Origin of the sequence: Blautia parvula (genome assembly GCF_020215665.1) — a bacterium.
In the GTDB taxonomy this organism is placed as follows: domain Bacteria; phylum Bacillota; class Clostridia; order Lachnospirales; family Lachnospiraceae; genus Blautia; species Blautia celeris.
Genome location: NZ_CP084061.1, coordinates 2067008 through 2082216 on the forward strand (window position 1 = coordinate 2067008; position 15209 = coordinate 2082216).

Annotated in this window: 9 protein-coding genes; all 9 read right to left on the reverse strand. The window is 50.2% G+C overall.

From position 1 onward, the window contains the following. Positions 1 to 47 precede the first annotated feature (47 nt). The 9 genes from LC508_RS09690 to LC508_RS09730 all read right to left on the reverse strand — a co-directional run bounded on the left by LC508_RS09690 (position 48) and on the right by LC508_RS09730 (position 15195). On the reverse strand, positions 48 to 914 hold the full coding sequence (locus LC508_RS09690) for an EamA family transporter (RefSeq protein ID WP_103732248.1): 867 nt from the start codon (positions 912 to 914) through the stop codon (positions 48 to 50). 216 nt (positions 915 to 1130) lie between these two features. After that, positions 1131 to 2069, reverse strand: a complete 939-nt coding sequence (locus LC508_RS09695) for an AraC family transcriptional regulator (protein ID WP_103731580.1) — start codon at positions 2067 to 2069, stop codon at positions 1131 to 1133. Between the two features lie 96 nt (positions 2070 to 2165). After that, positions 2166 to 3689: a CoA-acylating methylmalonate-semialdehyde dehydrogenase gene (locus tag LC508_RS09700; protein ID WP_054352745.1), complete on the reverse strand. Its 1524-nt coding sequence runs from the start codon at positions 3687 to 3689 to the stop codon at positions 2166 to 2168. A gap of 160 nt (positions 3690 to 3849) precedes the next feature. Then, complete coding sequence (ade, locus tag LC508_RS09705; protein WP_103731579.1) at positions 3850 to 5544, reverse strand: adenine deaminase; 1695 nt, start codon at positions 5542 to 5544, stop codon at positions 3850 to 3852. Positions 5545 to 5739: 195 nt separating this feature from the next. After that, complete coding sequence (locus LC508_RS09710; protein WP_103731578.1) at positions 5740 to 10380, reverse strand: PAS domain-containing protein; 4641 nt, start codon at positions 10378 to 10380, stop codon at positions 5740 to 5742. 528 nt (positions 10381 to 10908) lie between these two features. Continuing rightward, a complete protein-coding gene (locus LC508_RS09715; protein ID WP_103731577.1) occupies positions 10909 to 11820 on the reverse strand; it encodes a sugar phosphate isomerase/epimerase family protein in 912 nt (303 codons plus the stop codon). Between the two features lie 26 nt (positions 11821 to 11846). Next, entirely contained in the window at positions 11847 to 12863 is a 1017-nt protein-coding gene (locus LC508_RS09720) for a Gfo/Idh/MocA family protein (RefSeq protein WP_103731576.1), read from the reverse strand. 57 nt (positions 12864 to 12920) lie between these two features. After that, positions 12921 to 13709 (reverse strand): TIM barrel protein, encoded by a 789-nt coding sequence (locus LC508_RS09725; RefSeq protein WP_103731575.1) that lies wholly within the window; start codon positions 13707 to 13709, stop codon positions 12921 to 12923. A 43-nt stretch (positions 13710 to 13752) separates the two neighbouring features. Continuing rightward, entirely contained in the window at positions 13753 to 15195 is a 1443-nt protein-coding gene (locus tag LC508_RS09730; protein WP_103731574.1) for an MFS transporter, read from the reverse strand. Between the last annotated feature and the right edge of the window lie 14 nt (positions 15196 to 15209).

The following is a 15209-nucleotide window of genomic DNA, read 5'->3' on the forward strand; positions in this document are numbered from 1 at the left end:
AAAAAGACAACCACTCGTAAACGAGGATTGTCTTAAGTCCAAAAGCCTTACAGGACCGCCAGCATAACCGTCCCCGCAGTGATCAGCACCACACCTGCCCCTGCCTTTTTTGAAAGTTTTTCATGGAACACGATCCGGGAAAAAGCGATCGTCACAAGGATACTCAGCTTGTCAATGGGAACCACCACACTTGCCGCCCCATCCTGCAAAGCCCGGTAATAGCACAGCCAGGACGCCCCTGTAGCGAGCCCGGACAACACAATAAAGAAAAGTTCATTCCTCCGTATCTTCCTAATCTCATGCTGTCTTCCTGTGACAAAGACCATGATCCAGGCCATGAAAAGGACAACTGTTGTCCTGATTGCCGTTCCCAGGTTGGAATCCACGCCTGTGATCCCTATTTTTCCCAGAATGGCTGTCAGACTTGCAAACACAGCCGACAGAGAAGCAAATACGATCCAGCTTCCGCCACCCCGTCCGCTGCCGTCCGCTGCCTCTTTTTTTGAGATCATCAGCATGGTCCCTGCGCCTATCAAAAAAACAGCAGCTATTTTTGCAGGCGTCACCCCCTCATGAAGGAAAATGAATGCCAGCAGTATGGTAAGGACTGTGCTGGACTTATCAATGGGGACCACTTTATTGATATCCCCTGTCTGCAGGGCGCGGAAATAGCAGAGCCAGGATGCCCCTGTAGCAAGCCCGGACAGTATAAGAAACAGCATGGTCTTCCCGGTGATCTGTCCGATTCCCGCCCATGCGTCTGTCAAAAATACCATAAGCCAGGAGAATATCAGTACCACAACGGTTCTTATAGCTGTCGCCACATTAGAATCCGTCTCCCGGATACCGCATTTTGCCAGAATCGATGTGATTCCCGCAAAAAATGAAGACCCTACTGCATATACTATCCACATGATCTCTGCACCTCTCTGTCCGTATCAAATATTTCAACCATTTCAGTCGATTCCGTTGATTTTATTCCTAATTATTACCATAACAGGTGTACAGCGCTCTGTAAAGGCATAGATATAATATATATTTATATAGAGGAAGGGACCCGGCTGTCAGCCAGCCAGGCCCCGTTATGATGAAGTTTTTGTTCTTCACAAGTATCATTTTAGTACAGTTTTTCATAAAAAACTATCCGATTCCTGCCTTAATTTAGCAATATCCTGCCATCTGCGGCGATACTCCGTGGGGGTACATCCGGTATAACCGCGGAAGACTTTTCCGAAATAGCTGCTGCTTCCCAGGCCGCAGGCATGGCTGACTGCTGTGATGGTATCCCTGCCTTTTGCCAGCATCTTACAGGCCATCTGCAGACGAAAGTTCTGCAGATACTCCACAGGCGACATATGAAGGCAGTCCCGGAAGACACGGTAGCACTCCCGTTCACTGGAAAAGGCAGCCGCCGCCAGCTCTGCCACCGTAATCTTTTCCGGGTAGTGCTCATGGATATAGATCATCATCATTTTAATCTTGTCATCCGAGCTTCCGGCCTCTCTTTCTTCCTGCAGAAGCGGGGCAGATACTGACAGGAGCCTGACCCATATGTCTGAGAGCACTTCGCGCAGTTTGATCTCATATGCCCACTCCTGTTCCGAGAGGGAAAACGAGCGGCGAAGCAGCGCGAGAACCTCTTCCTGCGCCGGGTCTCCGGGATAGAATGCCATGATCTCCAACTGGGAGGCCGCCACAACAGGAAGGACAAATTTCTTCTCTATCCTGCTCCCCGGTTCCCCGGCGATGAAAGAAGGGTCGAAAATATGGATGAGCTGTACATTCCGCTCTCCTTCTGACCCGGCTCTCGTCATGTGCAGCACATTGGAGTTCACCATTCCTCCGGAACCGGCAGGAAACACGGTCTTCCCTTTGGGTGTATTGTATTCCAGCACACCGCTTTCCACGTAAAACAATTCCACGGTCTTGTGCCAATGCCAGGGCACAAAACGTCCTATGTATTTGTCCAGCTCCGCCCGGGAGGCAATGTATGGAAAATCAGGAGCAAACCCCGGAAGTCTCTCTTCCTTGCTCCCTGAACGAAATTCTATGTTCGTTATATCCTTCACCTCTGCATCACCTCCTCGTTCGCAAAACGGTCCGCAGGAATCTTCCTGCGAACCGTGTCACTGATTTATTTACCATTTGGGTGCTGTAATTCAGCCTTACATGCTGCCGCCTACGGATCCCTCCCAGGTATCCACCTCTTTTGCCTTTTTCTCTTCCTCGTCGAACCAGTGGGTGGTGACTGCTTTTATCTCGGTAAAGAAGCGAACACCGTCCTTGCCCAGACAGTGCAGGTCGCCGAAAAAGCTGTCCTTATGGCCGCTGAAGGAGAAGATGCCCGCCGGAACCGGGATTCCCACATTGATTCCCACCATTCCGCCGTCTGTGCGGCGCGCAAACTCCCTGCTGTAATAACCGCTCTGGGTATAAATAACACTTCCGTTGGCAAACGGATTGCGGTTCATCATTTCCAGGCCCTCTTCAAAATCTTTGCAGCGCTTCACAGCCAGAACCGGTCCGAAGATTTCCTGCCGGCCAATCGCCATATCCTCTGTCACATGGTCAAATATGGTGGGGCCTAAGTAGAATCCGTTCTCATAGCCGGGCACTTTGATGCCGCGTCCGTCCAGGACCAGTTCTGCACCCTCTTCCACACCTTTTTCAATCCATTTCTCTACCTTTGCTTTATGGGCAGCGTCCACCACCGGACCCAAATCCGTTGTCTTATCATAGGCAGGGCCTACTTTCAGTTCACCTGCGAATTTTATAAGCAGCTCTACCAGCTTGTCCGCTATGCTTTCCTGGGCAACCACCACGGGAAGGGCCATACAGCGCTCTCCGGCACAGCCAAAAGCGGAATTGATGATTCCTCTTGCGGTGCGCTCAAGAGCCGCGTCTTCCAGCACCAGGGCATGGTTCTTTGCCTCTGTCTGGGCCTGGACGCGTTTGCCATTGGCAGCCGCAATGCCGTAGATATGTTTTCCCACACCTGTGGTTCCTACAAAGCAGATTCCCTTCACATCAGGATGGGTCAAAAACTGCTCGGATTCCTGTCTGGTACAGGTGACAATATTAAGCACACCATCCGGAAGTCCTGCCTCCTGCCAAAGCTCTGCGCAGCGCAGCGCGGTCAGCGGTGTTTTGGAAGCCGCTTTGATGACAATGGTATTGCCGGTAGCGATACAGATCGGCGTCATCCAGCCCATGGGAATCATACCCGGGAAATTAAAGGGAGCGATTCCCGCAAATACGCCCAGAGGCTCCCGGTAGCTGACGGTGTCATATCCCTTGGAGGTATCCATCATGGATTCTCCCATCATGAGCGTCGGCGTTCCGCAGGCCAGTTCCACAGGTTCCTTCACCTTGGCAATATCACCGGCAGACTCCTTCCAGTTCTTTCCGTGCTCTCTCGCACAGCACTCTGTCAGCTCATCCCAATGCTGATCCAGCAGATCCCGGAATTTGTAGAGTACCTGTACTCTTTTCATCACCGGGGTATCACGCCAGGCCGGAAATGCCTTTTTCGAGCATTCTATGGCATATGCCACTTCCTCTGTGGTACAGCTTGGTATTTCTGCCTGCACCTCACCGGTACTTGGATTATACACTGGCGTGTATTTGCCTGATTTCGTATCCAGCCACTGTCCCCCTGCCAGGTATTTCATTCTTTTCACTTCGCCCATTTCTTACCTCCTTGTTCTGGTTTATCTGTCAGCATAGTTCTCTTTCAGGATAGTTCTATTATAAAAGATTGCCTTCGTCAGTTCAACTCATTTCTCTTGTGATCAGGCATTTTTTTTGTGCAGAACTCACAGGCCCTGCTGTATCTGCCCGCAATTTACGTCAGCGGTAAAAGGTACTGTCTGTCACGGAATATATCCCTCTGGGCGTGATCCGGATCTCCGGAATGACCGGAAGCGCCATAAAGGACAGGGCAATAAAGGGATCCATTCCCCCCGGCACACCCATTTCATGGGCTTTCCGGATCATCCTCTCCAGCTTTTCATTGGCCTTTTCAAATCCCATGTCCGTCATCAGCCCCATGATGGGAAGCTCCAGTGTCTCATAGACCTGATGCTTCTCTATAAGGGTATACCCGCCCTGCGTCCGGATCAGTTCCCTGACAGCCAGCTCCATATCTTCATCGTTATCCCCGATCACGATGATGTTATGGGAATCGTGGGAGACACTGGATGCTGCGGCTCCGCATCTGAGCCCGAAGCCCTTTACAAAGCCCACACCTGTCATTCCCGTTCCTCTGTGTCTTTCAACCACAGCGATTTTCTGCAGGATGCCGTTTCCCTCCAGATCATCCTGGCAGATATCTGTTACTGTGACGTCTCTTGTGGTGATCTGCCCTTCCTCCATCCGGATGACATGGCAGGGGAAGGAACCGATGTATTTCAGTTTTTCTTTTGTAAAGCCTTTTACATGCACAGTGTTTTTCAGCTCTTTTGGGCAGGAGTGGACCGGACAGGCATTTTCTGCTTCCACCTTTTGTCCTTTAAAATAGACTTCCAGGACATTGACCCCCTTAAGGTCCTCCAGCACCAGAAGGTCTGCCTGAAAGCCCGGGGCCACTGCTCCCAGACGCTGCAGTCCGTAGCACCTGGCTGGCTGGATCGTGGCCATCCGGATGGCGCGGATAGGAGAGATGCCGAGGGCAATGGCCTTTCTCACATTGTAATTGATATGTCCTTCCCTCCTGATATCCTCTATATGCTTATCATCCGTACAGAAACAGAAGCCTTCTGTGCTCATATGGTTCTCCACAATCCCCTGAACGATATCCTGCAGATTTCTGGCAGCACTGCCCTCACGGATGTGAACCGTCATTCCGTTTCTTTGCTCTCTCACCGCATAGGCGTATGCGGAGCACTCGTGATCTGTGGAAATGCCCGCCATAACGTATGCCTGCAGGTCCGGCTCTTCAAGAAACGGCGCATGTCCGTCCCGCACTTTCCCGTCAAACAGACACAGTTTTTCGTGCATATGGGGGCTTCCCTCCACCACGGAGATGTAGTCCATGACCTCCCCCAGTCCCAGGATCCGTTTGTTCTTGAGATAGGGCTTCATCATTTCCGCTGTGATCGTACACGCATTGTCATCAATCCCCGTAGCCGGTACGCAGGACGGCATCATGACAAAGACATTGGCGGATACCTCCTCTGTCTCCCTTAATATATAGTCGATTCCGGCCAGACCGGCCACATTGGCAGACTCATGAGGGTCCACAATAAAGGAAGTCGTTCCGCACAGGGCGGCCTGGGAGATCAGTTCCTTCGGCGTCACCAGCGTAGATTCCAGATGCAGGTGGCTGTCAATGAACCCTGGGCATACATATTTTCCCTCCAGATCCGTCTCACGGATTCCTTCGTATGTGCCGATCCCGGCGATCATACCGTCCGCCACAGCGATATCCCCCTCAAGGATCTCCTCTGTAAAAACATTGACAATCTTTGCATTCTTCAGGACAAAATCTGCTTTTTTCAGTCCGCGGGCAATATCAGAACACTTTTGATACCTTTCTAATTTCACACTATCATCTCCTATATTCCACTCATCAGAAACGGGAAAAACCAAATTGGATGCCTTTTTGTTGGCATGGTCAGAATTATCCGCGTTGGATATGATCTGCTGTGAGATCTCGTGGATGCCGGAAGCAAGTTCCGTTGATATTTTCCTTTGCTTGTTCCGAAATCTTCTGCATAAATCAAACCCCGTAATCTTTATTTATTCCCCGGCAGTCTGCCCTGCCAGCAGTCCTGTCAGCGTATCCCGCAGTATCTTCACATCAATAGGCTTTGCCACATGGGCATTCATTCCCGCTTCCAAAGCCTCCTGCACATCCTCCGCAAAGGCATTGGCTGTCATAGCTATGATCGGAATGGTTCCCGCGTCCTCTTTCGCCATTCTGCGGATGGCACGGGCCGCGTCGTATCCATTCATCCGCGGCATACGGATATCCATCAGGACAGCGTCATAGGTCCCCGGCTCTGCCCGCTGAAATTCTTCGACTGCCTGTATGCCGTCTGTCATCACCACGGATCTTGCCCCGTACATTTTCAGCAGCTCACACAGAATTTCTGAATTGATGGCGTTGTCCTCCGCCACCAGGAAACAGCGGCCTGTTAATATCTGAGCGTCATCCTGTCTCTCAGGCTCCCCGTCCCCATCCTGTTTTACTGCCGCCTCGCCCTGCATGGTCTCACAGATGATCTCCACACAGAATACACTGCCCTCATTTTGTCTGCTCTTTACCCATATCTTACCGTCCATGAGATCCACAAGACCTTTCGTGATACTAAGACCCAGCCCGGTGCCCTCAATCCCCACTGTATTGGTATTTCTGGAAAATGGCTCAAAGATATGCTCCACAAACTCCTCCGTCATGCCGATGCCGGTATCGCTGATGGTAAACCGGTAGCAAACCTGACCATCCTTACAGCCCCGGTCCGTCTCCTCCGCCAGGAATTCCACTCTGCCTCCCTTAGGCGTAAACTTAATAGCATTGCTCAGAATATTGATCAGAATCTGGTTTATGCGCAGCTTATCCCCATAGAAATTCTGGTGGCGGATTTCCCTGGCTTCCATGGAAAAGGCAAGGCCGTTTACCTCCGCCTGAGGTTCCATCATAGCCGACAATTCCTTCAGCATTTCCGGCATAGAGATCTGCATCCGGTTGAGCATGATCTTGGAGCGCTCTATTTTGCTCATATCCAGTATATCATTGATGAGACTGAGCAGGTATTTGGAGGAGGAGGAAATCTTCTGCAGGCAGTCCTTCACCCGTTCTTTTTCATCCAGATTGGCCATGGCCAGGGAGGTCATGCCGATCACAGCGTTCATAGGTGTCCTGATATCATGGCTCATGGAGGAAAGAAATTCGCTTTTTGCCCGGTTCGCCTTCTCCGCAAGGGCCAGTGCTTCCTGCAGAGCATCCTTTGCCTCACGCTCCGCAGCCAGCATATCTGTCACATCCGCGCGCACCATGCAGACCCTCCGGTGTCCCCTGTCTCCCCACAGCACATTCACCTGCTTGTACCGCAGCCCGTTCTCTGACTGGTACGGAAGTACAAAATCATACCCCGAAGGTTTTTCTTCCAGCCGCTTCATCATATTGCCCAGATCAAAGTACTGTTCATTCTCCTCCTCAATATGACTGGTGATATAAAAGTCCGTAATATTCTTCACCAGCTCCCTGTATCCCTCCAAAATATAGGGTGACAGGTTCTCCAGCACGGTCTGCCGGGTGTACATGGTCACACGGCCGTCGTTTACGTCAATAAAAGCCATAAGCTCAAAGGTATAAGCCACCACATTCAGCATACTCTGCTGCTCCCGCACAGAATCCGTGATGTCTGTTCTTGCCAGACACACACGCCCAAGTCTCAGATCAACAGCCGATACCGTCATGTTTTTTGTGAGCACATCCCCCTTCTCGTCTGTGATGGAATAATGGAAGGAATAGCTGTTCTCCCTTTTCAGATGCTCCATCATATATGCGCCGGCAAGCATTTTGGTGACATGTTCTTTATCCCTGGGCACTATGCCCATACAATACTTCTCCATGATCCACTGGGAATAACATCCCCGGTGGTTTACATCCTCTCCCGCGGTCCCGCTGCCGGTCAGGACAGTATAGCTGTCCTTCAGCACATCCACATCAACGACCAGGTCATAGCTGGTAACAGACAACTGCCTCAGTATCCGTTCGGATATAGCCTGCTCCGTAATATCCGTCACGGTCAGGATTCCTGTTACGCCGCCTGTATCCGGTGTTTCCACCAGGTTCACCTTGAACTGCACATACCGCCCGTTCTTTTCTTTCGGCAGTTTCACATAGCACTCCCGGATCTGCTCTGTATCTCCCTTTTTGAACGCGGCAAGTGTGGGTGCATTGAGATAGGTATCCAGAAAGAGCTGCTTTTCATCCGGGTCTGTCACCAGTTCCGCAATTCCGGCAAAGAACTCCTCCCGCACACTTCCGAATGTTTTTAAAAGGTCTGAATCCGTATAATCGAGAATCTCCAATATCCTGTTCTGTGTTATATTGCAGTGTCCCACGATCAGAGCGTTTGGCCCCGGTGTACGGTAATGCTGCAGGATCAGGTCATTATACTGCTTCCGTATCTGTGCCTTCTCCTCCCGCTCTTTTGTCATATCATGAAATCCGGCATAGATGCGTTTTTCTCCGTTGGCGCTCTTGACCAGGGACAGGGTATTCTTCACCCATACATAATTCCCGCCGCCTGTTTTTAAACGGTACACAATCTCACAGGGACCATCCCCTGCAGCCATATACTCCTCCATCCGCCGATTCACAAATGCCCTGTCATCAGGGTGCACACCGGCCATGGCATCCTTTTTGTAGATCGCCCAGGCCTCCTCCTTGGTCATCTTTGTCATCTCAGCAAAGCCTTCCGACAGAAATTCCGGTATCATTCTGCCGTCCGGCTCATACCTTACCACTGCTACGCCTCCGGGCAGGTATTTCAGCACATTCTGGAAATACTGCTCCAGCCTCTCTTTCTCACTCTGGGTCCTCATTTCCTCTGTAACATCTCTCACGTACTTGATATACGCCGGGATGCCGTTCCAGTCTGTCTCCCGGAAACGGATACTGTAACAGCGGTCATTCTCCGGGTCCATCATGCGGTGTTCTTCCCCGTCCGGCCGATGCTCTTTCTGGGTACAGAACTCACAGGGCCTGTCTTTTCCGTACATGGCTTTGTAGCATTTCTGTCCCAGACATTTTTTTCCTTTCTGAAACAGAAGCTTGGACTCATTGGCATAGAGCAAGTCATAATTGTCCTTTCCAATCACATAGATTCCGTCTGCCGTATCATTGGCAATGCTCTGGAACAGTCTCGCCTCCGCAGACATGCCGGTGAACACGGCGTAGAACCGCATAGATTCTGAGCAGGCGTCCATTCTCCTGCCTCTTAAATGGACCCAGACAAGGCCCCCGTCTCTGTGCCTGATCCGGTAAGACACATCCAGCACCTTGCCGGTTTCCAGGGAAACCCGCATGGCTGACAGCACACGATCCCTGTCCGGCTCATGGATCAGCCGGAACGCGTCATACTGTTCCAGCTCCCCTCTGGTATGGCCTGAGAGTGTCATAACACCGTCTGATATAAAAATCGGAGTGATACGTTCCCCCTCGATACGATAGCTGGCGATTCCTCCCGGAATGGAGTTCACCAGATGGTCCATCTCAAGCTGTGTCTCCTTCAGATCAGATATGTTGTGGAACACACAGTGGAGGAGCGGACAGCCCTTATCTTCCCCGATCCATTTTACATGAGCACGCACCCAGACAATATGTCCGTCTCTGTGCTGCTTGCGGAACTCAAATACCAGCACTTTATGGGTGCGAATGACCTCCTGTACCTTCTCGATGACCATCTCTGTATCTTCCCAGTATGTCATCTCCACAGCGTCCCGCTTAACAAGCTCGCGGTATTCCTCTACCGTATACCCGGAAAGCTCCGGAACACCGTCTGAAAAATAGATTGTCTCGAAGATATCCGATATTCTGTAAATAGCTACGCCGCCGGAAATGGCATTGACAATATCCTGTACCTTATCCTTTTCCGCTATCAGCTCCTTTTCCATCTGCACCTGTCCGCTCACATCTCTGTAGACTGCATAGAGCAGCTTTGTCCTGTCCGTCTGGGATTTTACAGATGCCTGCAGATGGATCCAGCCGTATTCCGCCTTCCTGTCGTTCCAGACCCGGTAAGTGTGCTCCATGGTACCGCTGGCCTTGATCGTTTTCTGGATCTTTTCCCGGAGGGCACCGCAGTCGTCAGGGTGCACGCCCATGTATTCCGTCTTTTCCTCCACATTTCTGATGTGTTCTTCCGAATACCCCATGATCTCATAGAAAGCAGGGTTGTGGAAGACAGGCCGAATCCCGGTTCCGTCATAGCGGTATACACAAAGCCCGCAGGGGATACTGCTGAATGTGTCCTGAAGCTCTTTTTTCAGGATAGCTGACTGCTCTTCTTCCCGTTTTCTGTCCGTGATGTCCTGTATATATTCAATATGCGCGGCATTCCCGTTCCAGTCTATAATCTTGCCGCTGAGCTGATAGATTCTGCCATTGGCAGGATGGCGGTATTCGCGGAACAGCAGTTCAGGTCCGCTGATCTCCTCCCTGCGGCAAAACGCGCACGGCCTGTCAAAACCGGCCACCTGATAACAATACTTTTCCTCCGGATCCGCACCCGGCATAAACGTCTCCCATGCCAGCCGGTTGGCGTACAGTATCTCGTATGTATCCGCTGAACTGACACAGACCGCTATCGGTGCATTGTCCATCAGTGCTTTCACCTGATCCGCCAAAAGAGAAACTTCCCGTATCATGACTTACCCTCCCTTACACAATTCTCCATAGAAACACTTTCCGTAATTTTGATTAAGGTGTAAGGGAAAAACAACATTAGAGATTTAAAACAAGATATGTCGACAAAAGCAGGAAAATAAATGCGGACCAGCAAAAAACATCGGGTGTTTTTTGACTGATCCTCTGCCAGGGCCGACCCTGCGCTTCATAATGTACTGCCCCGAGAGCAGCCCGCTGTACAGCCTTTCGGATTAACAGCAGCTATTTTCCACACCTGTTGTTCACGCGTTGTGCGCCCCGTAACAGCCGCACTGCTTTACAGAAATGGTTTGATCCTTTGATGTTCAAACTTCTTACTTTTTAACAATATTTTTGAATTGGTCAGAATATTATATTTTTTTCTACTTATTTCTTTTAATTTTAACACAGGGAGGATAAATGTGCAATCGTTTTGAGAAAACCATTGACATATACGGATGAAAAAACAAACAGAAAATACCCCACGGGACTCTATATCTGTCAGATACAGTTTCCCGCGGGGTGTCTGATCAAAGCTCTCTCTCCAATCGTTCCCTGGCTTCCGGTGCCTGCCTCTCCATTTTTTCCGGAAATCCGAACATGGAGACACAGGCTATATTATCTCCGCCTGCTTTCGGGGCATCCGGGAGAAGCTGTTTTTCTGCGAAATTCATCTCCCGAAGTGTCCGGAAGATTCCGTCAAAGTCTACATCGCCCTCGCCCATAGCAAGGTGCTGATGGATGGTCACATCCGCCTTTCCCCTTCCATTCAGCCACGGTGGATTGGCAATATAACGGCAGTCAAGAGTCTGGTTGAACGTATCTGCAAACAACACATGCGTCAGTTCATCTCCGGCATACTTAAGCATGGAGCACACATCTCCCTTTCCCTCATCGTAAAAGAACCCATGAGGCGCAGAGTATACATATCCCAGATTCCTGGAGCGGAAGGACTTCACCATGTCACAGGTCTCATTGTTCCGCTCACAAAAATCATAAGGATGAGACTGGATTTCCACCCGGATACCCTCCCGCTCTATGATGGGAAGCAGTTCCTCCATGGATCTAAACCACATGCCATTGCAGATTTCCTGATGGTTGGGATCTCCTGAGAGCTCCGTGTTGATGACCTGTACCCCCATGTCAGCTGCAATCTCTATCATTCGTTTCCAGTTCGATACCGCAAACCTGCGCTCCTCCTCTGTGGGACCTGACCAGCGGTATACCACAATAAAGGATGAGATTTCCACACCTGTTTCTCTGAGTGCTTTTCTGTACTCCTGTTCGCACTCTCTTGAAAAAAGAGGGTGCTTATAAAAGGGATTTATCCTCGGATGGGGTGACTGTTCAATATACCGGTATCCCCAGTCCGCCACCTGATGGACCATACGGTTAATATCCATCTGTTTTGCCAGAACATCCACATCAAATGCTATCTTCATATCACTGCCTCCTGCCCTGTTTTCTATCAGCCTTTATAAAAATCCGGGCGGTCAGTCAGCGGAACGTCCTCAATTCCTCCGCTTATCTGGGATTTCAGGCAGGCATCTGTGGTAACTGCTGCACAGTAACCATCCCACGCTGACGCTGCTGCCGCACAGTAAGTATCTTCATTGCAGGCATCTACCCATGCCTGGAATTCCCTGTTATAGGATTCTTCAAAAAAGCCAAGACCGTCAGAGGTCATGCCCACTGAGGAACTGTTCTTAGTACAGACATTAACGCGGGCATGGCGCGGCAGGGTCGCAGTGCCGTCCTCACACAGAACCTCGCAGCGGATATCATAAGCATACTGGCAGTTCACCCAGATTTCTGCCGTGATCACCATACCGGAAGATGTGGTAAGCAGTACGATCTGCGGATCATGCAGATTAGGGTTCTTAGAATATTTTGTAGTCTTCGGAAAAATTACCTGGGCTTTTGTGAAATAATCCCCAACCAGCCAGCTCATGGTATCAATCTCGTGTATCGCAGTGCCTGTCACAGCGACAACATCATCAAATGCTTCCGGGTAATCCGCATTTCTGTGAGCGCAGTGCGCAACCAGGGGCTCACCCAGTCTGCCGGATACCACCAGTTCTTTCAGCTCCTGGTACGCCTCGTCAAACCGGCGGTTAAAGCCAAGCTGGATCAGGCGTTTGCCGCCGGCCATCTCCGCATCCACCACTTTCCTTGCCCCCTCTGAGGATGCTGACAGCGGTTTTTCACAGAAAATAAATTTTTTAAGCCGCAGTGCCTCCAGACAGAACTCCTCATGTGTCTTGTCAGCGCTGACGATCACAATAGCATCCACTTCCGGGTCCCGGATCAAGGCGATGGGGTCGGCCATAAAACGAACGCTCTCATAAGGGGCAGTCACTTCCCTTGCACGTGCCTCATTGACATCCGATACTGCTGTCACCGTAGCGTTGTTGATTCTTGTCATCAGACGAAGAAAATGCTGGGTTCCCATAGCTCCTACACCAATAATTCCTACTCTAAGCATAATAAAATTCCTCCTGAATTTATATAAATTTTATAATCGGGTTTTAATAACCCGTTGTTATACATTTTCCATAATCGCTTTCACTGCATCCTGTGTACCGTTTGCCGGGAACAGTTCATATCCTATCCTTCCGGTATAGCCGCAGTCTTCCAAATGACGGATGACCTTTTTATATTGGATCTCCCCTGTGCCGGGTTCGTGGCGCCCCGGTGCATCGGCGATATGGATATGCCCGAACTGGTCATAGTATCTGCTGATGTTGTCGCAGAGACTTCCTTCGTTTAACTGCATGTGATATACGTCATAAAGTATTTTCAAACGCGGTGAACCGATCAGCCTGCATATCTCCGCCCCCATCTGTGTGGTCGTAAGAAAATTTCCCACATGATCTGTTGTTATATTGAGTGCTTCCAGGTTGAGATTTATTTCTTCCTCCTCCGCGATCGCTGCGCATTCCAGAAGCGTATCATACATGGAACACAGTTTGACCGTGTGAGACAGATTCTCATAGTGGTTTACAACGACGCCCCCTTCCCCCAGTGCGTTGGAGTGGATCGTCACACTTACGGCCCCCACTTTTTTTGCAGCCTCGATGGACTGTCTGAGGTAATCCAGATAAGCAGTCTTATGTGTGGGGTCTATCAGAGAATAATCCGCATCTCCATTGAAGCCCGAGATCACAATTCCGGCCTTTTGGGCTGCTTCCCGTGTTTCCTCAAGATTCCTGATACGCCAGTCCCAGAACTCCACAGCCTCAAATCCGTCATTCTTTGCCGCCTGGAAACGTTCCAGCCAAGGCAGTTCGGTATACAGCGTGTCAATACATGCACATTTTGCTAAACTCATACTATAAATATCTCCCTTCTTTTTATGTATCTATAATCTTTGATCAGACAGTGCTTACCGCCTGACCCAGTTCCCGTTCCACAGATTCTGATGATTCCCTGTCAGCTTCCATTCTCTCATTTTCCATTTCCCGCTCCAGAAGCTCTTTCATTATGACAGGATATTCTTTATCCAAATGGTAAAACAGCAGGATCACAATGACAAATACCGCTGTGCCTATCATACCGTAGACGAAAAGGTTATATACCGTGTCCAGGGCCTTCTGGGACTGCTGTCCGGCCGCGGCGACACCATTATATCCTGACCAGCTCATGACAGCCCCAATGGCAGCCGAGCAGATACCCTGGCCAAACTTCTGCCCTGATGTCACTGCACTTTGAATGGCTGAAGGGGTTCGTATTCCCGTTTTCCACTGTCCGTATTCCACCACATCCGCAACCATAGTGTACATCATGGCGTATTCACAGGCCAAACCTGCACCGCGAAGCAGAGTTCCCGCAAAGACCACCGGTACGCTCGTGGGGCCGAGAGGCACTACCAGCGCACCTGCGATAATACACACAGCACCGAAAATACACCAGTTGCGCTTTGTCATCTTGTGAATCAGCAGTCCCACAAGAGGTGTCACAGCGATCATCATGATCTGACACGCGAAGTTAATGACACCCATCAGATTCTCTGTTCCCAGAAAATTCTTACAGTAATAGGTCAGCATGGTACCGGAAACTGTCTGGTAAAACGCAAGGGCAAAGAAGAAAAGGAATGCCAATATAAAATACTTATTTTTGAACAGCACCGTCACCGCTGTCTTCAGCGGCACTTTTTCCCCGTTGGAGTCATCCACTACCTGTACTCTCTCTTTTGTAAAAAAGAAACACCACAGAAGCAGCAGGCTGCATGCAATTCCATAGATGGAAGTAGCCTTGACCCAGGCTGCCTGTCCGCCACCCAGCAGGTCAACCAGGGGAAGAAACCCCAAGGTCATAGCCATGTTAGCCATGGGAGAAATTGTCATACGGATAATATTGGTCCGCGCTCTTTCATCCTGGTTACGTGTAAGGTAAGTCACCAGCGTGGCATAGGGAAGCTGAGTCATGGTATACACAACAGTCAGCATTAAATTATAGGTAAAGAATATGTAAACCGCCTGGGCAAATGCTCCAATCTGCGGCACTGTCATCAGCAGCACAGAGGCAATAGTATAAGGAACTGCCATTCGCAGCAGCCAAACACGGACCCGTCCGTATTTTGATCTTGTCCTGTCCACAAGAAACCCTGCCGCCATATCGGATGCGCCATTAAATACCTGCGATATTGCAATGATCATTCCCACTGTCGCCGGAGATACCCCAACCACATCTGTGTAGAAAAACACCAGCAGTGTGGTGAACAGCGCGAACATTGCACATGTTGCGACCTCACCCATGCTGTAAGAAAGCTTCTCTCCCAAACTTAAACGTCCGTCCTGGACTTTTGTCTTATTCATCTCTTACCACCCCA